Origin of the sequence: Paenibacillus sp. HWE-109 (genome assembly GCF_022163125.1) — a bacterium.
Lineage (GTDB): Bacteria > Bacillota > Bacilli > Paenibacillales > NBRC-103111 > Paenibacillus_E.
In genome coordinates this window covers 2,392,154-2,413,464 of sequence record NZ_CP091881.1, presented here as the reverse complement: position 1 = coordinate 2,413,464, position 21,311 = coordinate 2,392,154, and the positions used below count along the sequence as shown (strand labels likewise).

Genomic DNA, 21,311 nt, shown 5'->3' with positions numbered 1-21,311 from the left:
ACATCTCGCTTCCTCAACAATACCCAAGTTTATAGGCAACAAAACAGTAAAATTTTTACAATCGTCTGCCTGACTTATTCCTATAGACTTCGTATAAAATGTATTTTTCTGTCTCAAAAATTGGAAAATGCTTAATTTCAGGCACTAAGGGCTAGTCATTTTGAACACTTCGACCTACTTAAGATACGAACTGTATTTGGAAAAGGAGATAAGCACCAGATAAGAATTCATTCTTTTGTCGCATACATTTTTTTGCAAAAAATTAAGAAAAACGCAAAAAAAGAACCCAAAAATGCGTAAGGTTCTTACTTGCCTATTTGCTATGTAAGTTAATCTTCCACTTTATTCCTTATCATTTAACTTAAAACGCCAATCATTGCATCGCATAAAAGTCCCCGGCGGGTACTCGAACGAACATTCAGCGACCCATTCCATCTCTAATTTGCGGCAAATGGCATTGGAAGCAGGGTTATCAACGGCCGGAAAAGCATGTAAGAACCGATGTTTATTCGCATCTTTGGCGGTAGAAATAGCAGCAGCTGTCGCTATGGCAGCAATACCTTGACCTTGGTAGGGAGGCAACACTCCCCACCCCATTTCGTAGATTGGTTCCCCTTGCCATTCCGTTTCCCAAAAACCGACATTGCCGACGGCTATGTTTTCAGGCAGCAGAATGATGCTAAACATGCATCCTTTACCATTTGCCTTTAGCTCCTTGTAACGCTTATGGCGATTATGCACCTGATCTTCCGTTTCAGTTCCTCCCAAATGGTCCAGCATTTCAGGGATATTCAGCCGAACTAGCAAAGGTAGATCCGATTCCGCCCACGGCTCGATGCGCACACCGAAAACAGGCTTCGATGTTGATAAATCGTTCATTCCTACTCCCCCTCTTATAAATGCAAGCCAAAACGTTTCAGTTCAATAAAAATACCTTCCAAATTTCTTCCTTTGTCGGTAAGCGTATATTCGACACGCGGCGGTACCTCGGGATAAACCTTGCGACTGACAACACCATTATGCTCTAATTCCCGCAGTCGAAGTGAGAGCGTCTTGGGACTGATTCCGTCCATAGATCGCATCAGATCACTGAAACGCAAGGTCCCCTCAATCAGCAAATCACGAATAATTAAGAACGTCCACTTAGTTCCAATTAAATCAATCGTTTTGGCAATTGGGCACATCACACCAGGGGTTCCTTTGGTTAGTTGTATTTGCTCCTTGTTGTTCATCTCTGTGTCCTCCTATTTCCCCGTCATTTCCTGAATCATATCACAATAGTATCTTTTGGGAAACTATATGTATTTATTTTCATTACTTCCCTTAATGAAGTTAGTGTGTTTATAATAACATGAAATACACGACTAGGAGGAACTTATATGTTTCAAAATCAAAAAATCGTTCTTATCGGAGGAAGCTCCGGCATTGGATTAGCGGCGGCAAAACGGTTGATTGCCCAAGGTGCGGAGGTCATCATTGCCAGTCGTTCCGAGATCAAGCTGCAACAGGCACTGGCACAACTGGGCAAGCAAGCATCCGCCTATCCCCTCGATACAACCAACGAACTGGAGGTACAAGCTTTTTTCGAAAAAGTCGGCACGTTCAACCACTTAATCGTGAGTGCGGCAGAAACATCTGGCGGCCCCTTTCTTCACACAGAGACAGCCAAAGCCCGCCAGTTGTTTGAGAGCAAATTCTGGGGGCAATACTATGCCGCCAAATACGGTGCTCCGAACATCTTGCCTAATGGTTCAATAACGCTATTCTCAGGTGTAGTCGCCTACAAATCGATGATCGGTTCCTCCGTGCTTGGCGCCGTCAATGCAGCCATCGCGAATCTTGGCCAGACATTAGCCCTGGAGCTTGCGCCACTCCGTGTCAATGTCGTTTCACCAGGGATCATTGATACGCCTTCACGCAGTCAAATGCCCGAAGAGGCGCGGGCTAACTTCTACTCAACCATTGCCAATAAGCTGCCTGTACAGCGTGTGGGGCAACCGGAGGATGTAGCATTAAGCTTGATTTATCTAATCCAGAACAGCTTTGTAACAGGCACAGTGCTTCATGTGGAAGGCGGGCATGTGCTCACGTAAAGCTTCGCTTGACTGCCACGGAGTGGACACTAAGAAAAGCGGCTTTGCCACCCTAAGAGATGAGCGTCTTCATAACGGTTTTCAACAAACTAGCGGATGTAGTTCCCTTTGGGCTTTGCAATGACTGAGAGCGTCGTGTGAAAAGGAACTATGATCCGCTATATAGCAGGAAATGGGGTAAACGTAGCATGAAAGGGAACTGAGATCCGCTATTTAAGCGGAAACTGCTGATTCCAACCGGGAAATGGTGGAATAGCGGATCGTAGTTCCTTCTGGCTTGAAATATAGCCGTTTTCAGCATTATAGCGCCCTGTAGTGCCCTCTGGATCGCTATCATGACATATTTTGCTAGAATCGCGGCTTGACGTTTTTCCAGCTCCCTCTGCATCAAACCGGACGTGAGGTTTTCCCTCATTTTCAACAAACTAGCGGATCGTAGTTCCCTTTGGGCTTTGCAATGACAGAGAGCGCCGTGTGAAAAGGAACTATGATCCGCTATATGGCAGGAACTGGGGTAAACGCAGCATGAAAGGGAACTGAGATCCGCTATTTAAGCGGAACCTGCTGATTCCAACCGGGAAATGGTGGAATAGCGGATCGTAGTTCCTTCTGGCTTGAAATATAGCCGTTTTCAGAATTATAGCGCCCTGTAGTTCCCTCAGACTCGCTATCCTGACACATTTTGCTAGTATCGCGGGCTTGACGTTTTCCCAGCTCCCTCTGCATCAAACCGGACGTGAGGTTTTCCCTCATTTTCAACAAACTAGCGGATCGTAGTTCCCTTTGGGCTTTGCAATGACAGAGAGCGTCGTGTGAAAAGGAACTATGATCCGCTATATAGCAGGAAATGGGGTAAACGTAGCATGAAAGGGAACTGAGATCCGCTATTTAAGCGGAAACTGCTGATTCCAACCGGGAAATGGTGGAATAGCGGATCGTAGTTCCTTCTGGCTTGAAATATAGCCGTTTTCAGAATTATAGCGCCCTGTAGTTCCCTCAAACTCGTTATCATGACATATTTTGCTAGTATCGCGGGCTTGACGTTTTTCCAGCTCCCCTTGCATCAAACCTGACGTGAGGTTTCCCCTCATCCGGCTTTCCGTTGTTCTTCTTTTTTCCGCTTTACGGTACTTTCCTAACCTACAAGCTTCTTCAGCCCAGATTGCAGAGCAACAATGCCCGCTAATCTGGAATTGCTGTGCTTCATACGACGATTGCAGTTCTTGTTTCAAAACAGTATCAGTCTTTTTCGAATGTACCAGTCGATTTTATTCAGAAATAAATCGGCAAAGGAGTCTATCCCGTAGTAGTTTCTCCATCCCTGAATTTTCGGATTGAGTTCTTCAACCATTCTGTTCATTGTCCAGAATAGTCGGTTTCGTGGTTCGGCGTGCGAGAGAGGATAACGCGGCAGGATTCACTTCATGTTACGACCTGCTGTTATGCCTCGCTCCCCATGCAGGGATACTTTGTCACAGGGCTTCGGCTTTAGGATCTCTCCACCAGTTGCCTGCCAGCTACGAGGCGACTTGGCTCTTACCTCGATTGAACTTTCATCAATTAGTTGTGCCTAGTTTGGCTAGGCGCGCTATTCAAAAAACCTAGCCTACGGCTAGGTCACCTAGAATTATGAGATCGGAATGAGATCGGGAATGAGATCGGGGATCCGATTAGGATGAATAGGCAAGCTAGATGATCTTATTCCGCTAAATCATGTGACACTTAATGAAATAAGACCACAGAACGTGCTTATCTGGCTAAACTTTCTTTTAACCGATTAACCTGCAGACGGTGATGACGGAAGTGCATCTCGATCAACTGAAACCACTCTTTGGCGTTCAAGTCACCTAATCTCGGATGTGCAGCGGTATATTTGGAAGAATTTACATCGAGTTGAGCTTGAATAACCTGCATTTTAGCAATGACTGTTTGCAAGCCTGTAACGATCTGTTCCTTATCGACTGGTTGCGAGGGTGTGTACTGCGGAGAAGGCGGCACATGAATCTTAGTTGGCGGAAAGCTGCCGAGTTCAAAAACAGCACTTCCTGCTGCTGTTTTTTCAAAATTGGGCTTCTCTTCATTTGCCGCGAGACAAGTCTCAATGTTTCGAATTTGCATATAAAGTGCGGTTTGAATCAAATGTACATATACTTGACCAATCGACCATTCATCCTCACTCGGTTTCTGTGTCAGCTGGGCCATATTAAAATCATGTAATTCTTGCTCATATACACGGGTTACTTCTTCAAGATTTTTCAGTGTTTGCATCGTATTCATCAGGGATATACAGCTCCTCTTTCGTTTGGTAGCCTAATCATACAAAAACGCTACTGACAACAGTATGTCAGTAGCGTTTCAACGTATTTTCCAGTTCTTCGCGAACACGTTGGCGAAGCTGATCAGGTTCCAGTACAACTACATCTGATCCCCAACTGAGGACCCAGTGCAGGATATCTTCGATCTGTCGGACACGAAAAGTTACAATTAATCCCCTCTCTTCAACCTGTATGTCTTCCAAATAAAAGTTGTTCGATTCTTTGATTTGCTCTGCCAATCGCACATTCGTATGAACGCGAATGAGCAGATGCCGGTCATCAGCCGGGCTATAATCCTTCAGATTAAACTCAGCGGGAACTTCGTAGACTTCGCCCGTCTCATGAAGATCCGACATGCGTGAGAGGCGAAAATGCCGGATGGCATCGCGCAATTCACAAGCTGCGATTAATACCCAATACCCATTAATAAGAATGAGGCCATAGGGTGCAACTCTGCGGCGAGTTGGTTCAACATCTTCACCATATCGGCTTTTTTTGGCATAACGAAACTCCACTTTGGTCATCTGTAAGATCGCTTGACGAAGCTGAACTAAGTACTCTTTCTCCATTCGGCTAATTCTAATTTCATTGGGGTCTGCCACTTTCGTTATTGCTCGAATTCGCCGTACCTCATCAAGCACCTTCTCAGGCAGAATAGCTTCTATTTTCGCTTGCGAGGTGTGCGCGGTTGCTCGATAACGAGAATCAAACTTGGTTTCAACAAAATCAGTGCCAATCAGCAGTGCAACCGCCTCTTCTATCGTGAAACTTAGCGGCGGCAAAAAATATCCTTCCATTAATGAATAACCAATTCCTGTAGAACCGACAATCGGTACCCCTGCTTCACTCAACGCCTGGATATCTCGATAGATCGTTCTTCGGCTGGTTTCGAAAGTCGCTGCCAAATCCTCAGCACGCATTGTACCATTGCGCTGTAATTCAAGGACGATGGCCAGCAGTCGATCTGTTTTGTTCAAACACGCCACCACCACTCTGATCAGATATCAATTGACCTGTCACTTCTCATATCTTATGATGAGCATAATAACACAGCTTACGTGAAAAAAGGAGTCTGTCCTATGACTAATTTCGCACGCCCGCCCTGTTAAGATCTAGCAGATCATTCATCACGAGCCCCGCCTTGACTGATTGAGCCTCATTGCCCAATCAGACTTGAGAGGAGCTTCATCATGAAAGATACTTTTACCATTCGAATACTGTACGCCATTCGCTTTTTTTCCAGCCTAATCCCAGCATACGTCATCGAGAGGCTATACTGGGAGGAGCGAGGTATGACGATCCAAATGGTCGTATATACCGAGATCATCTATGCATTGACAATTGTGTTGCTAGAAGTTCCTACGGGTGTGCTCGCGGATAGATGGAGCCGCAAAAAAATGATCGTGCTCAGCGCCCTGCTTGGCTGCGCAGAGTTTCTGCTCTTAGTATTTGCAACGGAATTCTGGCACTTTGCGGTCGTTGTTTTTCTCGCAGGCATCAGCCATAGCGCAATGAGCGGTTCAGAGAATGCCTTGCTCTACGATACATTGAAGCTTCAGGGTAAAGAAGCCTCATTCGAGAAGCTGCTTGGCCGTCTGAACGCTATTCATTTCCTATCTGCGATGCTTGCTGCACTTAGCGGAAGTTTGCTCGCCAGCCGATTCGGGCTCGAGCTCAACTACTGGATTTCACTGGGAAGTGCGCTGATAGCGCTGCTGCTGTCCCTATGGATAGTTGAGCCTCCAACGACTGGCAGCGAGAATCCAGAAGCGGATACTATTCCACTCCAACACTACATCACGGTACCTTTGCATTTTTTCAAAGTCAATCCCGGGGTCAGCCTCATGCTGCTCTCCGGGATGGTGACGGGTACGGCTATTGGTTTCATCGACGAATTCTGGCAGTTATATGCAGCTAGGCTATCGATGCCTGTCATCTACTTTGGTTCTATTTCTGCCGCGCTGATGGTTCTGAGACTTCCCGGAAATATATTAGCCCATCATTTGCTTAAGAGATTCAGCTATCGGACCATTCTTTCAGGCGTTATGAGCGTTGTCACACTTGGCTTTCTATATGCAGCGATGAGCAAAGACATTCTGGGTCTCCTCGCGATGCTTGTCATTTGCCTATTCTCTGGCATCATCGAACCGCTGGCTGCCGGATATTTGCATCACCGGATCGAATCAACCATGCGAGCGACCACCGATTCCTTCCAGTCACTCGGGGAAAATGCCATTCATATTCTCGCTGGCTTAGGCTTCGGCTACTTCTCTACTCAGTACGATGTGTTCGGCGGCTATGGGTTCATCGCGATCCTCTGTGGCCTATTCCTGATCGTCTTTCTAGCATCAGCCAATAAAATCAAACACTGAATTTCATAAGTAAAAGCCTTGGTTTCTGTCGAGCAGCGTCGGCAGCAACTAAGGCTTTATTTCATTTCTTGAGATCCATAGTAGCTTGTGTAATGTGATACCCATCCTTATCATGGCTGATCACTTTAATATTGCTGCTCAGTGGATCGATGATCCAGACCGTATCTTTATCCATATGAACCGTTTGATAGGGCTGCGGAACCACTGGTCCCGGCACACCCTGTACCGTGATGTTTCGACTATCATGCAGAGAACTTTTGATGGAGCTTACAGCCCATATCGTCAGAATCGTGAACCACAGCATAATTAAGATAAATGTTTTATTCTTCATTCGCTACTCTCCACCAACCTTTTCCCCAAATAATTTCACTTTATTATACGTCCAAGCTGCCATAAAGTTGTTACAACCGAAAGGTTTCATTCGCAGACTGTTGGTGTAAGTAGTAATAGAAACCGTAATTGTCAATGTACAACAATATAGAACTTTCCAACTTAAAGGAGGAACTACCTATGACGAACAAAATTCAGCTTGAAGCCGCCGCTCAGAAATTTGCTGATGATAACGCCAACCCCCCATTTCTCTTCGACCTCAGTCCTGAGAAAGGGCGTGAAACGGTGGATAAGGTCCAATCCAAACCTGTACATAAAGAACCCGTAGATATGGAGGATCTTACGATTGACGGCGGACCCTCAGGACAAGTGTCAGTCAGGATTATGCGGCCCAAAAATGCACCAGGTCCACTTCCCGTCATTGTGTACATCCACGGAGCAGGCTGGGTATTCGGCAATGAACATACACATGATCGCCTCATTCGAGAACTGGCGGTTGGTTCGCAATCTATTGTTGTGTTCCCCAACTACAGCTTATCGCCGGAAGCCAAATACCCAACAGCTCTAGAAGAAATTTATGCTGTTGTGCAGTGGGTTGCGGATAATAGCCGCGACTATGGCTTTGATGCGGAGCGACTCACCCTTGCAGGTGACAGCGTCGGAGGGAACATGGCTGCTGCGATTACGTTGGTAGCGAAAGAACGCAAAGGCCCAGCCATCCAGAAGCAGCTTCTCTTCTATCCTGTCACAGATGCAAACTTCGATACCGATTCCTACAATGCCTTTGAGACCGGCTATTTCCTGCGCCGGGATGCGATGCAGTGGTTTTGGGATCAGTATACGACGGATCCCCGCGAAAGAGCGGAAATCACCGCCTCGCCGCTGCGCGCCACATTGGAACAGCTAAGCCATCTCCCCCCAGCGTTGATTATCACTGGCGAAGCCGACGTCCTTCGCGACGAAGGCGAAGCCTACGCCAATAAACTGCGCGAAGCCGGCGTACATGTTACAGCCGTCCGTTTCCAAGGCATCATCCACGACTTCGTGATGCTGAATGCCTTGGCTGACACCGCCGCTGCGCGCGGGGCTATCCTGCTAGCGAATGCATGGCTGCGCGAGCAATAAGGCCTTGAAGAACCTCCGCCACACATCGTGTGAGCGGGGGTTCTTTTTTACCCCAAACAACGCAAAAACAGGCTTACGCTAACGCGTAAACCTGCCCTGCTTCGTCCCGCTCTATTTCATTTCGGCGCTGTCCGAGCTGTATACATCGGAGTATTGGGTATCCGATTTGGACCACACATCCGCATATTCAGGGTGCTGCTGAAATTCTTCCAAGGCAAAAGAACAAGAAGGAATAATTTTACGACCCCTCTCTCTCGCCTCTTCCACTACAAAGTCAAGTAACTGACGTCCCAAGTGTCTGCCACGGAACCGCGGATCAACAAAGGTATGATCAATCACCCAAGTATCAACATCAACCAATTGATAAGTAATTTCACCTACTGTTCCTGCAAGTGTGGATAGGATATAGCTGTTTCCTTGTTTTTGCACAACGATTTCTTCTTCTGCTTCATGGAAAGCCGGATTGACTTGGCTCATGGTTGATGCACCTCCTGAAATAGTGGTAATTTGTTAAACTTCATTACCCATACAGGTTGAATTTGAACCATATGTCACAAATCAGTTACGGCACCTTTGGCTGCGGAGGAGACCAATCGTGCATATTTGACTAAGGCTCCACGATTTACTTTGAGTGGAGGCTGAACCCAAGCCATTTGCCTTCGTTCAAGCTCGGCCTCTGTAATCTCGAAGGAGATTTCTTGTGTTTCACTGTCAATCGTGACCGAATCACCATGATGCAGCAAAGCAATAGGACCGCCGACCTGCGCTTCTGGGGCTACATGGCCAACAACAAATCCGTGCGATCCTCCGGAAAAGCGGCCATCCGTGATAAGCGCTACTTCACCGCCAAGCCCTTTTCCAACGATCAAAGCGGTTACGGAAAGCATTTCAGGCATGCCTGGCCCACCCTTGGGCCCACAATATCGGATGACAAGCACATCCCCTTTCTGGATATCATCTCGGAGAATTGCCTCTGTCGCCTCTGCCTCACTATCGTATACCCGCGCTGGTCCTGTAAAACGCAGCTTTTTCATCCCTGACATCTTGGCAATAGCTCCTTCTGGCGCCAGATTTCCTTTTAATACAACTAACGGTCCGGTAGGTTTCAAGGGTTGGTCAAAAGGATAAATTATAGCCTGATTTTCCTGCAATGAGGCTGCGTCAGCCAAGTTTTCGGCTAATGTTCGGCCAGTGACCGTTAGGCAATCCCCATGGAGAAGCCCTTGGGCAAGCAGAAGCTTCATTACGCCCGGCACGCCGCCAATATCATTTAAATCTTGCATCACATATTTACCGCTGGGCTTGAGATCGGCAAGATGCGGAACCCGCATTCGGACCCGTTCAAAATCATCATACGTCAACTCGACATCAACCGAATGCGCCATAGCGATAAGATGCAGGAAAGCATTGGTGGATCCGCCTAGCGCCATAACAACTGTGATCGCATTCTCGAATGCTTTTTTGGTCATGATATCGCGTGGATATATCCCCATTTTCAGCAACTGTATGACTTGTTCGCCGGCTCGTTCACATTCGACTAATTTATTAGCCGAAATCGCTGGTGTAGACGATGATCCCGGCAAGCTCATGCCTAATGCTTCTGCAGCGGAAGCCATCGTATTGGCTGTATACATCCCTCCACACGCCCCGGCGCCAGGACATACGCTGCATTCCACTTCATGCAGTTCTTCCTCCGACATTCTTCCATCATGATATTTCCCCACTGCTTCGAAAGCCGTGACAATATCCACATCTTTCCCATCTAATTTCCCCGGTTGAATGGTGCCCCCATAGACATACACCGCAGGTAGATTCATCCGACCGATCGCCATCAAACAGGCTGGTGTGTTTTTATCACATCCCCCTACCGCAACCAAACCATCAAAACGTTCCGCACTCGTGACAATTTCGATGGAATCCGCAATCGCTTCCCGACTGGGCAAGGAGAACAACATCCCTTCGTGTCCCATCGAAATGCCGTCTGATACGGTAATCGTATTGAAAATTAAAGGGGCGCCGCCATGCGCTTGGACACCTTTTTTGGCGTTCAGCGCCAATTCATTAATGTGCATATTGCATGGCGTAACTTCACTCCAGGTACTCGCAACGCCGATCATCGGTTTGAGAAAGTCTTCATCCTTAAATCCAACAGCCCTTAACATCGCTCTGTTCGGTACGCGATTTACACCTTCACTGATTACTTTGCTGCGTATTCTTAGATCTTTATTATTCGTCATGGCTCTGTGTCCTTTCATCGATAAATTATATTATATGCAATATATCGCATATGAATATTGAATGCAAACTTTATTTTCAATCAACCTCATCAGCCGGCCGTCCCCCAACAGGCAAATTCGGTTTAAAGCGACCACTATAGTGGTCCCACAACGCGAACTTGTGGAAAGAAGCGCCTCTCTCTTCTATATAAAAAACCTTCGAATTCCACCATAATAGTGAAATCGAAGGTTCGTGCAGCTGTGCTGCCTATGCGTAGTCTCAGCCTGCACTGGAAGAAGTTGCTGGTTGGCTGGCAGGAAGTTCTTCGGTGGTCGCAAGCACTTCTTTTTTCATAAACAAGCACGCGATGAAGGCGACAATCGCAAAACCAATGCTAATAGCAAAAATGTGTTGAAACGCGCCGGTAAAAATATGTTTAATGCTCAGCAGCAGTTCGGGAGAGATCCCTTTGGGAATCCCGCCATTCATGATCGTTTCACTTGTACCTTCTGGAAACTGCCCGGATAATCCGGCGATTCCACCAGAAATATTACGCGATAGCAGGCTGCCGAAAATACTGAATCCGAGCGTCGTCCCAATTGCTTGGAACAATTGAACCGTTGCTACGCCAACTCCGCTGTGTTCCTTTTGGACCGACTCCTGCACGATAAGATTGTCTGATCCGAACAGAACGCCAATACCTAATCCCAAAATGAAGAAAGCGACGATGACATACAGCACAGTCGTATCGATATGAATGCGCGACAGCATGATAAAACTTGCAATCGGGAAAATGAAAGAAACAATGAATAGCTGTTTATAAGCAAGTTTGGTAATCAAATTACCACAAACGATGCTAGCTGGAATTGCCCCCGCCATGAAGGCCAGTGACAAGTAGCCAGAGGCAGTCGGCGATAGGCCCATGACATTTTGCGCGAAGAACGGAAACCCTGACATTCCACCCATAATGCCTAGCATCGTGAGAAAAACGATGACTGATAGGACGATGATGGAGCGATTTTGAAATAAAACTAAGGGAATAATCGGCTCCTTCGCCCTCGCCTCAATGCGTACGAAAAGTACGATAAGTGCTAAAGCCCCAATCAGTAAAGCAATAATGACCGGTGAACCCCATGTGTATCCTTTGACATCAATCAGAACGGGTGCCAGCAAGAGGGAAAGCATTGAAAGTACGAGTGTGATTGCTCCTGCCCAGTCAATAGATTTTTTCTCCGTACTGACTGATTCGCGCAAGCCTTTGGAAACTACGATGGCCGAGGCAATCCCGACAGGAATGTTGATCAGAAAAATCCAATGCCAGCTCACATGGCTTACGAAGAAGCCCCCGATGGTTGGACCCAGCAACTGTGGAAGTATGAGCATAGGACCTATTAAACTTTGAAGCTTAGCTCGCTGCTCTAGTGGAAACGTATCTCCGATGATGATCATCGCGAGTGGCATGAGCCCTCCGGCCCCAATGCCCTGAATGCCCCTACCGATCAATAAAGTCGTCATGGAACCCGCCAATCCACAGATCACAGACCCCGTCAAAAATAAGATAACGCAAGTGAGATAGATCTTCTTCCGTCCATAAATATCCGCTAATTTCCCGAAAATCGGCATAAACATGGTGATCGACAGCATGTAAATACCCGCGACCCAGCCATAAAGCGATAAGCCATGCAGATCACGAATGATCGTTGGCAAAGCGGTGGACACAATCGTTTGATCCAGTTCAGAGAAAACTAGACCAAGCAGCAGTCCGATTAATACTAATTTCTTGTTGTTGCCTTCCGTTTTCAAAAGTGCACCTCAACTTTATCCAATTTGGTTGCCTCGTGTTCAATCTTCACTATAAGCATAAATCCAAATGGACTTCCGATCATCCGACTGCAGTATTTAAAAGCTCTCGGTCTGAGGAACTAGTTTACTTGGCTTTTGGGCTGACGTAAAGGGCTGAGAAACACGGCACCCATGACTAGCAAGATACCACTGATCAGGTAGACAGGAAAAAGGGTAAGCCCATTTTTTAAATAACCGGACGATGACATCCCGATGACCATCATCCCCATAAAAATTGGCGTAATCGCTCCACCCACGCGCCCTAAGAAGGCGCCTTCGGTGTTTTTCATGATCATCGTTTGAATGCCTACTTGAATGCAGGGATAAAACATACCGCTAATAATTTGAAGCAGGATGGTCAATACCGTGCTGTGAGATGCGCCAATAGCTACCGTCGAACACGCCGTTACGAGTAATCCTACAGCTAGAAGCAGCTGTGGTTTCACCTTTTTGGCTATCCCCATAATGAGTATGCCACCGACCAGCATTGCCGCGCCGTTCACCATAAGCAGCCATTGCAAAAATTGTTTATCCTGACCCAAGTTCTCTACGGTTATAAACAGCGCGAGCGGCTGAATGATCCCTGCTGCAAGCCCGGTAACGGCGAATGTCGCGCTTAAAGTTCGGAGCGCCTGATTCGTCCAGAGATAACGAATGCCTGCCATCATCTCGCTCATAAAATGAGTATGGCTGGCTGCTTGAGATTCTTGCTGATCTCGGGGAAGGCTTGTTAGGACTAACGCCGAACCGCAAAAAGTGACAAACGTTACGATAAGAGAAACCTGCATACCATAGTGCAAATAAATGAAAGTCCCGATCATCGGACCCAAGACCATGAAGATGGCGATTAATGATTGATTCATTGCCATAGCACTTTGCAAATGTTCTGCGGAAACATGGTTCTTATACAATTTCATCGCCGATGGTTGTGAGAATTGCGATAAACTTGCCGACACCAGTGTGCCGATCAACAGCACCAGCCATGAACCGGAATGCAAAGCAAGGAGAACAAGCAGAATGGATACGGCCGATAACCAATCACACCCAACCATGGTACGTTTAGGCTGCCAACGATCAGCAAACGTCCCACCAATGATCGCAAACACAAATATCGGCGCATACTCCGCTACAGATATAAGAGAAATATACTGCGGATTGTTCTGGGTAACTTCAGCAACATAAAGCAGAATTGCAAAGTTCCTGATCCAAATCCCAAGCTGCAAAAGCACGCGAGAAATAAGAATCGTACGTACATAACGATTGGACAACATGAAAATTTACACCCTTCCTATATCTAATTGCATATAACGCTCGATTTTATTTATAAACAAAATAACAAATCGATCGCTAATATATAGACATTATATTAAATTGTTTATATATTTACAACATGTTTTATAGACAGATTGCATTTCCGTCTATAAAAATTAATTCAAAACAGAGAAAGACCCAGCCTGCGGCTGAGTCTTTCTGTCGTTCTGTATGGCTGTGCTCCTTAATGCTAATTCGTCATCTTAACCGTCATCGTCTCACTAAAAGTAACACCCGCGGTATTCACTTGCTCTGCGCGGTATCCAGCAGCTTAATCTATGCAATTAATTACAGTTGTTATTGCTTTGCTTAGCTAGTAGGTAAATCACGGTTATTTTCAGCTTGCTCATCTTCTGCACAGGTGAAACAAAGCAGCGTTTTATCAGTGAAAATAACACCTGTAAAAAAACCATCCAGACAATAAATCTCCTTCTGACAATTGTGGCAGTGTCCCACCAATTCTTGCATGCTGCTCCCTCCTAGTACTAATCAGGATACTTATTAAGCATACTGCAACCATGTGATCTTGCAAGTAAGTAAATCGGCTTCACCCTTTAATAGATAAACCATTAAAAGCAGCAAATCCTATTAAGAGAGGGAACTCAAGTACGTTATTTAGGCAAAAAGCAGGGATGCGAGGGTCATAGCGGAACTACAGGGTCTTATTTCCACAAAACGGCTTGATTTCAACAGCAAATAGCAGAATAGCGGACCGTAGTTCCCACACCCTCGCTATATGAACACTTTAGCTAGAATAGCGTACTGTAGTTCCCTCCCTCCGCCTCTACATAAAAAAGAACTCCTTGCGGAGTTCTTTTCGACGGTGATTGGATTGATGGTACTTATGCTCTGATCCTTACTTGGCTTGGTCTTTACCTCATCCATTATTGCAGTACAGGTACTACATTAATTGTCTGCGGCACATCTCCTCGCTTCTATATGGATTCAATAACAACTTCCCTGGTATTTATCTCGTTGAATGCTCAACGGAACCACACCTCTCTTGTTTCACCGTCAAGATATAGGATGTCCGAATTAACTTCTTTTATACATCCGAATCTCGCTCATGCGCTAAATGTTTTTTCATAAACCAGCCATAACAACCCTGGCCAGAATCCGGAAACCCAATCATCTGCCGAGGTCCATGCGAATCACTGCTTCCGGAAAATGTCCGGCGTTACACCATAATATTTTTTGAATCTCCGAATAAAATGTTGAGGGCTTTGGTATCCTACCTTTTCAGTAATTTCATAAATCTTATACGTGGATTTCTCCAATAAATTTTTGGCCTCTTCCATACGAGCATGTAAAATATATTCACTTAAATTAAGTCCTGTAATCTCTTTGTACAATTTGGATAAATAGACCGAATGCAAATAAACATATTCACTTATCGATTGCAGCGTCACATCTTTCGACAAGTTTTGATGGATATAAGCATGTATTTTATTGACCAGTTGCTGGTGATTCTCATCATCCGCCGCTGGGATTTCCTCAATCAACACATTCATGATGATGGTACTCCATGTTCGTAACTGCTTTGCGGAATGGATTACACTGTGTTCCTTATAAACGGAAGCTATACCGATAATATCTTCCAGCACTTTGCCCTTCTTGTGCGCCAGGAATGTGAAACAACTCAATACATGCAAATACGCTTCGCGGATATGCGCTCGTGAATCAGCGTGAGTTTGTTCCAGTTCTTCGAAGATGGATGTAAATTTAGCGTTTATTTTATCGACAGTGCCGTTATCCATAAGTTGTATCAGCATGGGTGCTTGATACAACGTACGCAGCGGTTCCAGTGCGCGGCTTGACACTTCATCGGTATCCATCATGAATACCCCTTGTCGTTCTGCCGATCGAATTACCTTGGAGGCAACGGAAGCGTAAGCAGAATGAACTTCTTCAGGGAATATCGCCGATTGCGACAGATAGATGCAAACGCTCCCTTTTAGATAACGTCTCACTTGTTCGATCAATCGGTTCGCTAACGAAAACAAGTCTATTCCTTCACGTTGTTCACCTTCCATGGCGACCGTCCGGCCTAGAGTCGCAATGGGTTTTAGTAGAAGTGTTAAGTTGTCTTGCGCCGCTATTCTTGTCCATATTTGATAATAGCCTTGGAGCAGTTCCTCCGCCATATTCATAACGGCATAATCAAAGAGTTTCATGTCCGAGGCCGTGTAAGATTCATAGAAATTAGAATCAAATTTAATAACCATCAATTTAACGGTGTCCCCGGTTGCAAATGGGATTTGGTACATCTGCAGCTTCTCTTGCAATTGCGTGGACGAAAACTTTGATCCTTGCAAAAGGTCATTGAGCAAGCTCTCTTTTAACAGTGGTAAATTCTGATGAAGTATCGCATTGGCCTGTTCAAACGCTTGAGAATGCTGCAAATCATTCTGTATCTTGCTGATGATTCGGCTTACGGCATCCAAAAGCAATTGATCTCGCACCGGTTTGATGAAATAGTCAATAGCATGCAGCTCGATCGCCTTCTTGGCATATTCGAACTCCGCATACCCGGTCAGCAGAATGCATTGGACCTTCCGTTTAGACGTGTTGATATGCTCTATTAATTCAAGACCATTCATACCAGGCATGCGAATATCTGTGATCAGAATATCGATGGGATGCGTCTCGATGATCGCAAGCGCGCCTTGGCCTTCATATGCTCTATGAATGGTAGTTATCCCCAGCTCATCCCAGGGCAATGTAATGGCTAATGTATCGACTTGATGCTTATGATCATCCACAATTAATAAAGAGAACATCTTTGATTTCACTCCCCTGCTGCTTTCTCCCAGAACAACTCGATTCGCAATCCACCCAGAGCAGAATTATCCAACCGCATGCCGGAATGCTTCCCGAAATAATACTTGAAGCGATGATTCACATTCCAAATCCCTTTTTGCGCTGTCTCATTTTCCTCAAGTTCATTTTTCCTGCGAAGATTCACCAGATCCTCAGCACTCAAACCCGGACCATTATCTTCGATGATAAGCCGGAACAATGGACCGTCATCCAAGCCAACAATGGTGATCAGCCCCTCATTAGAAATCTCTTCCAGACCATGCACAATCGCATTTTCAATAATCGGTTGAATCATCAATTTGGGAATTTTCTTCATTTTCATCGAATCAGGGACCGAGACAATATAACGAAATTTATCCAATTGATGATTCATAATATTCATGTAGTTCACAGCCAATTCAAGTTCCGTTGACAGCGTCGTCTCCAAGGTTTCATTCCGGGTCGTGTATTTATAATAATCTCCCAGATTGTGCGCCATGGCGATAACGGATTGATTTTTGTTCATTTTGGCCATATTTACGATGTAAGCCAGACAATTATAGAGAAAGTGCGGATTAATTTGGGACTGCAGCTGCTTCATAACTGCCTCTCTGGAGCGAATTTCTTCCGCATAGACTCTTTTAATCAAATCATCGATTTCTTTGGCCATGTCATTGAAGGAATCAAACAACTGTCGAAACTCATTATTGCGCAAACTATGAATCCGATAGGCAAAATTTTTGTTCTTGATATGCTCTGAGCTGCGTATCAGAATACGGATGGGAACCTGAATGTAAAAGTACAGCAAATACGCCGCAACAATGCCTAGAAGCAGCAGCAGAAACAGAATAATGTAGAATAAATTCCGACTGTGATTCACTGGTTTCAGAATTTCATCCAAGGGCTCGATATCCACCAAGCTCCAGTTGATCTTATCCGAAGGAAGCACATATAGGATGTATTTCTTTCCATTTAGTTCTACAATATTATGCTTGTTTTGTATCTTCTTAGATAAATCGAAGGGGTATTCCTCCATCAACTGCTTGATGAGATTCATATTTGCTGTACTGTTGTAGACAATTTGATCGGCGCTATTGTAAAAAAAGGCGTCACTATAACCAGCCAATTTAAACTCATCCAGCACATTTGTTATATTTTTTGTGAAAAAGTCGACCCTGATAATAAAATCAGAATTCATAATGTCAGAGGGCTCGGCATGATACGGGGAAACAAAGAATCGCGAGAACGCTTCCATTTTCACTCCGCTTACATCAACTTTCGTTAATTTCCAATTGGACGTGTAATCCTTGTAGATATCTTGTTTATTAAAAACGGTTGCAGGAACCGTAGACAATGCAAGCTCACTTTTCGGAAAATAGATTGAGATGATATTCATGATTTGATTCGTAATACTGAACAGGTTGAGCTTCCCTTCAATGGACTGAACCACACTTACGCGATCATAACCAGATGGAGGTAAACTGCCATAGGCGACATTTTTAATTTCAGGATCTTTGGTAACAAGCGTAGCGTACATCATATTCTGATCCAGCAAACTTTCAATCCGGTTGAGGAAATACGATAATTTCTCTTCATTTCTTATGTTGATTTGATTTTCAATAACCTTAACACTTTGTCGGTACGAATAGGCGTATAGGGCAAGAATGACGATTAAGCTCATCACAATAAGAAGGATAACTCTCTTAATTAAATTCATAGCTGCTCCTCCTCCTCTTCCAATAGTTCTATTATACCAATTTCTTGCATTCCACAGTAGCATGTCGGAAGGTTATAAGGCAATTGCGGTTGAGAGGGCTCTTTCATTATTGCATCCGTTTACGGGAAAATAAATGATCGAGATTCAAGATCATGAACTTTCTTTAATGACCTAACGAACTCAATACCCTTTGAGACCAAAATCCGCCGACATAGCATGAGAAAACAGGTTTCTCCACTTTTTGCTGAAACAGCTCACTGTAATTCCCTTTTAGCAATCCCCCTGTTTTACTCATTCGCTGCAACAAAAAAAGACCCGAATTCTCACTCAGGTCACTCTTGTCACTATCATTATTCTAATTTCTGATGGTTTGCATAAACGCCAATAATGGAAATCACCGCTGCTACACCGTTAGCAATCGCGTTCATATCCTCGTCATGGATAAGTTCAAGACCAAAAGCATTCAAAATCAATTTCGCGGCGCCCAACAAGCCCAGACTTAATGTGTAATAATTTACTTTCATCTCTCTCACCTCCTATGTGAATAGGATGCTATATTTTATGTGAGAGAGTAGTCATTGGACAGGACCAATAGCAGGGGTTCATCATACAAAAAAAGTGCTGCACCTTGCATGCAAGGTAACAGCACTTTTCTTATTATTTAACAGTTGCTGGCTCAGCAGTCGCTTTATATTTGGAAGAAACATAGGTTTCTGCTTTTGCTTCCGTAATAACAGCTGGATACATCATATCTGGCTTGGGATCGTGCAAGGTATACGTAATTACCGCTTGACCATCCGCATTGAATTGAATACTGTTGATTTCAATGCTGTAGCCTGGGTTCGGTTTGTCACCACGGGATAGCGTGATTTTATTGACATCATCGTTCACTTTATCCACTTTAACCGTAACATCTTCTATTGGCGCAGGTGCTTGTGCGTGCGCGTCTTTGAATTTAATCGCTTGGTAGATCCAACTCGCTGCTTCTCCGCGCGTTAATTCAGCTTTCGGGCTAAACTTGCCATCTTGATCCAGTTTAGTGATTTTGTACAGCAGCAATCTTTGTAATGTACCTTGATAATCGATGTTAACTTGATCTGCATCCTGAATGTTGATAAACATTTTGACCAATGGGAAATTGCCTTTTTTCTCAAGTGCACGCACTAACAAATCACCGAATTGCTCACGAGTAATCGTTGCGTTCGGATTAACATCCTTAGGAATCTCAAGGCCATTATAGTGAGCTATGATGAAAGCCTCTGCAAACCAAGCATCATTAGGAATGTTCGTGTAAGTGTCAGATGCAACAGGCTGCTTAATGAAACGAAGCGTATCCATGTTCAAATCCAAACCTTTTACAATCATTTGCACAGTCTGAGCATAGCTGATTTTACCTTTTGGTACGTAATGATCTTGATCAATACCGCTCACGACACCACGATCCTGCAAACCTTTAACAGCCTCTGCTTGTCCTTCTTCCACATCTGAAAAGGCAAATGCTGTACTAAATGTTAAACTGCTCACCAACAGGGTCGTTAACGTTAAAGCTGCTATCTTTTTCATTCGTAATCTCTCCTCTTATTGTATATATTTACTTCCTCGCTTCCGAGTTATCTTCTAAACGTGACCTGTACATAGAATGTTGCACAACCACTTTTTATTTTTTTCCATAAGCATTCAAAAGCTGAAATAATTTAGATTTAATAGCATCATCAATCGGTTCATCTTCAATAAATCTCTTGACTGCAGACTCGTTTACCTCGCTGCGCAAGAGGAAGTTGAATAGTAACTCCGCTTTCGCATCCCTGCCCATCATCATATAAGCCACAAACCAAATTTCAGGAGCGCCTACGTGAATGCCATGCCAGATAGAACTAGCCGCTAGCGGAAAAGTTACGGTGCCTGAGCTGCTATGAAGAGCAAACTTGCCTATGATATCTATGTTCTGCTCGATGAGTTGCAGGCGAAATTGACTGGCGAATGGATAATCCCCACTCTTTTGCTCGGAGTACGGATAAGGTTCTAGAACTGCTTTTAATTTCTCTAGGGAACAATCCACTAACAAATCCCAGTCATTCACTTGATCGATGAGTCCCAAACTAGCCAGGAGTCCACTGCCTCCTAGTGTATAGGGTATTTGATTCTGTACAAGCAAACCTGCGACACCTTGCAGTTCCTTGATGTTCATCCCTTATCCCCTTTCTTCCACTATTGTTCCAGACCCTGAATTTCACGCGAAAATGCTTACAATGTTAATAAACGTTAGATTTACCTGTCAAGGAAGAAATACTCATCAACTTCTAACGGAATTTTAATAATGGCTATAAATACTAGTACTGTTAAGACTTTCAGACTTCCGAGGTAAATTTTAGGGACTTCGAAGTGTGATACAGTGAGTTTAGATGAAGCAATCATCTTATCATTGATTCCACAAGGAGGAAGTCTTTCATGCCAAAAAGGAAACACTACTTTGGGAAAAAAGCAATGCTGTCCGTAGGTCTAGCGATTTCGATGTTGGGTGGCTTTTCAGCGACAGCACTTGCTGCTCCTGTTGCAACTGCTACCGTGAATAAAGGTGTAAATTTCCGTGCTGATCAGAATGTGAATGCTCCCGTCTGGGGCTTTATTAACGCAGGTACAACGCTTTCTGTTGAAGCGGCGAACGACTACTGGGTTTTAGTTAATTATAATGGTAAAAAAGGCTATGTTTCACGTTCTTATGTAACCGTACACGAGAAAGGAACAACACCTTCAAAACCATCGACTGGTTCCAGCTTTGCCAGCAGAATCCTCAATACTGCTTCTTCGTTCAAAGGCAGAGTGACTTATGTGTTTGGTTCCGAAGACATTCAGCGATTACGTCTGGACTGCTCCTCTTTCACTCAATATGTCTTTCAATTACAAGGAAAAGCGATTCCTCGTTCTTCTAAAGCCCAATCTCAAGCTGGCTCCTTTGTTCCTAAGAGTCAACTGCAACCAGGCGATCTAGTTTTCTTCAGTGTTGGCACACCTGGCGTTGTAAACCACGTAGGAATCTATATGGGGAACGGACAGTTCATTAATAATCTGCCTAATGAAGGCGTTGTCGTTTCCAACTTTACGAACGCATATTGGACAAGCCATTATATTACCGGCCGCAGGATGTAGTCCATTTACATAAGCCCTCCTTCACTTTGAAGGAGGATTTTTT

Annotated in this window: 21 protein-coding genes; 4 read left to right on the top strand and 17 right to left on the bottom strand. The window is 44.7% G+C overall.

All coding sequences use genetic code 11. The features are described 5' to 3' along the window. Nucleotides 1-342 precede the first annotated feature (342 nt). Together LOZ80_RS09810 and LOZ80_RS09805 are read right to left on the bottom strand one after the other, a co-directional pair. Nucleotides 343-879, bottom strand: coding sequence for a GNAT family N-acetyltransferase (locus tag LOZ80_RS09810; RefSeq protein WP_238171256.1), 537 nt, complete (start codon nucleotides 877-879; stop codon nucleotides 343-345). A 14-nt stretch (nucleotides 880-893) separates the two neighbouring features. Beyond that, a complete protein-coding gene (locus tag LOZ80_RS09805; protein ID WP_238171255.1) occupies nucleotides 894-1,232 on the bottom strand; it encodes a winged helix-turn-helix transcriptional regulator in 339 nt (112 codons plus the stop codon). A gap of 147 nt (nucleotides 1,233-1,379) precedes the next feature. Between LOZ80_RS09805 and LOZ80_RS09800 the strand changes: the two genes are divergently transcribed. Next, complete coding sequence (locus tag LOZ80_RS09800; protein WP_238171254.1) at nucleotides 1,380-2,093, top strand: SDR family oxidoreductase; 714 nt, start codon at nucleotides 1,380-1,382, stop codon at nucleotides 2,091-2,093. Between the two features lie 884 nt (nucleotides 2,094-2,977). Here the strand turns inward: LOZ80_RS09800 and LOZ80_RS09795 are convergent. From LOZ80_RS09795 to LOZ80_RS09780, 4 genes are all read right to left on the bottom strand, one after another. Beyond that, nucleotides 2,978-3,325: a hypothetical protein gene (locus tag LOZ80_RS09795; RefSeq protein WP_238171253.1), complete on the bottom strand. Its 348-nt coding sequence runs from the start codon at nucleotides 3,323-3,325 to the stop codon at nucleotides 2,978-2,980. Then, on the bottom strand, nucleotides 3,322-3,507 hold the full coding sequence (locus tag LOZ80_RS09790) for a group II intron maturase-specific domain-containing protein (RefSeq protein WP_283214781.1): 186 nt from the start codon (nucleotides 3,505-3,507) through the stop codon (nucleotides 3,322-3,324). Before LOZ80_RS09790 ends, LOZ80_RS09795 begins: the two co-directional genes overlap by 4 nt. A 335-nt stretch (nucleotides 3,508-3,842) precedes the next feature. Continuing rightward, nucleotides 3,843-4,370, bottom strand: coding sequence for a DinB family protein (locus LOZ80_RS09785; RefSeq protein ID WP_238171251.1), 528 nt, complete (start codon nucleotides 4,368-4,370; stop codon nucleotides 3,843-3,845). A 67-nt stretch (nucleotides 4,371-4,437) separates the two neighbouring features. Then, nucleotides 4,438-5,385, bottom strand: coding sequence for a helix-turn-helix transcriptional regulator (locus LOZ80_RS09780; protein WP_238171250.1), 948 nt, complete (start codon nucleotides 5,383-5,385; stop codon nucleotides 4,438-4,440). Between the two features lie 213 nt (nucleotides 5,386-5,598). Here LOZ80_RS09780 and LOZ80_RS09775 point away from each other — a divergent pair, with 213 nt between their 5' ends. Further along, nucleotides 5,599-6,780: an MFS transporter gene (locus LOZ80_RS09775; RefSeq protein ID WP_283214749.1), complete on the top strand. Its 1,182-nt coding sequence runs from the start codon at nucleotides 5,599-5,601 to the stop codon at nucleotides 6,778-6,780. A gap of 61 nt (nucleotides 6,781-6,841) precedes the next feature. Here the strand turns inward: LOZ80_RS09775 and LOZ80_RS09770 are convergent, their stop codons facing one another. After that, nucleotides 6,842-7,111 carry a hypothetical protein gene (locus LOZ80_RS09770; protein WP_238171248.1) on the bottom strand — a complete coding sequence of 90 codons (270 nt, stop codon included), beginning with the start codon at nucleotides 7,109-7,111 and terminating at the stop codon, nucleotides 6,842-6,844. A gap of 179 nt (nucleotides 7,112-7,290) precedes the next feature. On the opposite strand from LOZ80_RS09770, the gene LOZ80_RS09765 reads away from it, so the two are divergent. Beyond that, on the top strand, nucleotides 7,291-8,235 hold the full coding sequence (locus tag LOZ80_RS09765; protein ID WP_238171247.1) for an alpha/beta hydrolase: 945 nt from the start codon (nucleotides 7,291-7,293) through the stop codon (nucleotides 8,233-8,235). Between the two features lie 111 nt (nucleotides 8,236-8,346). Here the strand turns inward: LOZ80_RS09765 and LOZ80_RS09760 are convergent, their stop codons facing one another. From LOZ80_RS09760 to LOZ80_RS09715, 10 genes are all read right to left on the bottom strand, one after another. Next, entirely contained in the window at nucleotides 8,347-8,712 is a 366-nt protein-coding gene (locus LOZ80_RS09760; protein ID WP_238171246.1) for a GNAT family N-acetyltransferase, read from the bottom strand. A 74-nt stretch (nucleotides 8,713-8,786) separates the two neighbouring features. Further along, nucleotides 8,787-10,472: a dihydroxy-acid dehydratase gene (ilvD, locus tag LOZ80_RS09755; protein WP_238171245.1), complete on the bottom strand. Its 1,686-nt coding sequence runs from the start codon at nucleotides 10,470-10,472 to the stop codon at nucleotides 8,787-8,789. Nucleotides 10,473-10,731: 259 nt separating this feature from the next. Then, on the bottom strand, nucleotides 10,732-12,255 hold the full coding sequence (locus tag LOZ80_RS09750; RefSeq protein WP_238171244.1) for an MDR family MFS transporter: 1,524 nt from the start codon (nucleotides 12,253-12,255) through the stop codon (nucleotides 10,732-10,734). Between the two features lie 119 nt (nucleotides 12,256-12,374). Continuing rightward, nucleotides 12,375-13,565, bottom strand: a complete 1,191-nt coding sequence (locus LOZ80_RS09745; RefSeq protein WP_238171243.1) for an MFS transporter — start codon at nucleotides 13,563-13,565, stop codon at nucleotides 12,375-12,377. Between the two features lie 349 nt (nucleotides 13,566-13,914). Beyond that, on the bottom strand, nucleotides 13,915-14,073 hold the full coding sequence (locus tag LOZ80_RS09740; RefSeq protein WP_238171242.1) for a hypothetical protein: 159 nt from the start codon (nucleotides 14,071-14,073) through the stop codon (nucleotides 13,915-13,917). A 683-nt stretch (nucleotides 14,074-14,756) separates the two neighbouring features. Next, nucleotides 14,757-16,385, bottom strand: a complete 1,629-nt coding sequence (locus tag LOZ80_RS09735; RefSeq protein ID WP_238171241.1) for a response regulator — start codon at nucleotides 16,383-16,385, stop codon at nucleotides 14,757-14,759. An 8-nt stretch (nucleotides 16,386-16,393) separates the two neighbouring features. Then, nucleotides 16,394-18,121: a sensor histidine kinase gene (locus LOZ80_RS09730; protein WP_238171240.1), complete on the bottom strand. Its 1,728-nt coding sequence runs from the start codon at nucleotides 18,119-18,121 to the stop codon at nucleotides 16,394-16,396. Between the two features lie 350 nt (nucleotides 18,122-18,471). Further along, the gene (locus tag LOZ80_RS09725) at nucleotides 18,472-18,645 is read right to left on the bottom strand and encodes a hypothetical protein (RefSeq protein ID WP_238171239.1); all 174 of its coding nucleotides are present in this window, start codon (nucleotides 18,643-18,645) and stop codon (nucleotides 18,472-18,474) included. A 133-nt stretch (nucleotides 18,646-18,778) separates the two neighbouring features. After that, nucleotides 18,779-19,684: a protease complex subunit PrcB family protein gene (locus tag LOZ80_RS09720; RefSeq protein ID WP_238171238.1), complete on the bottom strand. Its 906-nt coding sequence runs from the start codon at nucleotides 19,682-19,684 to the stop codon at nucleotides 18,779-18,781. Nucleotides 19,685-19,778: 94 nt separating this feature from the next. Further along, on the bottom strand, nucleotides 19,779-20,309 hold the full coding sequence (locus tag LOZ80_RS09715; protein WP_238171237.1) for a hypothetical protein: 531 nt from the start codon (nucleotides 20,307-20,309) through the stop codon (nucleotides 19,779-19,781). Between the two features lie 260 nt (nucleotides 20,310-20,569). Between LOZ80_RS09715 and LOZ80_RS09710 the strand changes: the two genes are divergently transcribed. After that, entirely contained in the window at nucleotides 20,570-21,268 is a 699-nt protein-coding gene (locus LOZ80_RS09710; RefSeq protein ID WP_238171236.1) for a C40 family peptidase, read from the top strand. The last annotated feature ends 43 nt before the right edge of the window (nucleotides 21,269-21,311 follow it).

What these genes read in the sequence shown, in the direction of transcription:
- LOZ80_RS09810 (WP_238171256.1), bottom strand. Translation starts at nt 879, where the DNA reads ATGAACGATTTATCAACATCGAAGCCTGTTTTCGGTGTGCGCATCGAG.
- LOZ80_RS09805 (WP_238171255.1), bottom strand. Translation starts at nt 1,232, where the DNA reads ATGAACAACAAGGAGCAAATACAACTAACCAAAGGAACCCCTGGTGTG.
- LOZ80_RS09800 (WP_238171254.1), top strand. Translation starts at nt 1,380, where the DNA reads ATGTTTCAAAATCAAAAAATCGTTCTTATCGGAGGAAGCTCCGGCATT.
- LOZ80_RS09785 (WP_238171251.1), bottom strand. Translation starts at nt 4,370, where the DNA reads ATGAATACGATGCAAACACTGAAAAATCTTGAAGAAGTAACCCGTGTA.
- LOZ80_RS09775 (WP_283214749.1), top strand. Translation starts at nt 5,599, where the DNA reads ATGAAAGATACTTTTACCATTCGAATACTGTACGCCATTCGCTTTTTT.
- LOZ80_RS09770 (WP_238171248.1), bottom strand. Translation starts at nt 7,111, where the DNA reads ATGAAGAATAAAACATTTATCTTAATTATGCTGTGGTTCACGATTCTG.
- LOZ80_RS09765 (WP_238171247.1), top strand. Translation starts at nt 7,291, where the DNA reads ATGACGAACAAAATTCAGCTTGAAGCCGCCGCTCAGAAATTTGCTGAT.
- LOZ80_RS09760 (WP_238171246.1), bottom strand. Translation starts at nt 8,712, where the DNA reads ATGAGCCAAGTCAATCCGGCTTTCCATGAAGCAGAAGAAGAAATCGTT.
- ilvD (WP_238171245.1), bottom strand. Translation starts at nt 10,472, where the DNA reads ATGACGAATAATAAAGATCTAAGAATACGCAGCAAAGTAATCAGTGAA.
- LOZ80_RS09745 (WP_238171243.1), bottom strand. Translation starts at nt 13,565, where the DNA reads ATGTTGTCCAATCGTTATGTACGTACGATTCTTATTTCTCGCGTGCTT.
- LOZ80_RS09740 (WP_238171242.1), bottom strand. Translation starts at nt 14,073, where the DNA reads ATGCAAGAATTGGTGGGACACTGCCACAATTGTCAGAAGGAGATTTAT.
- LOZ80_RS09735 (WP_238171241.1), bottom strand. Translation starts at nt 16,385, where the DNA reads ATGTTCTCTTTATTAATTGTGGATGATCATAAGCATCAAGTCGATACA.
- LOZ80_RS09730 (WP_238171240.1), bottom strand. Translation starts at nt 18,121, where the DNA reads ATGAATTTAATTAAGAGAGTTATCCTTCTTATTGTGATGAGCTTAATC.
- LOZ80_RS09725 (WP_238171239.1), bottom strand. Translation starts at nt 18,645, where the DNA reads ATGAAAGTAAATTATTACACATTAAGTCTGGGCTTGTTGGGCGCCGCG.
- LOZ80_RS09720 (WP_238171238.1), bottom strand. Translation starts at nt 19,684, where the DNA reads ATGAAAAAGATAGCAGCTTTAACGTTAACGACCCTGTTGGTGAGCAGT.
- LOZ80_RS09715 (WP_238171237.1), bottom strand. Translation starts at nt 20,309, where the DNA reads ATGAACATCAAGGAACTGCAAGGTGTCGCAGGTTTGCTTGTACAGAAT.
- LOZ80_RS09710 (WP_238171236.1), top strand. Translation starts at nt 20,570, where the DNA reads ATGCCAAAAAGGAAACACTACTTTGGGAAAAAAGCAATGCTGTCCGTA.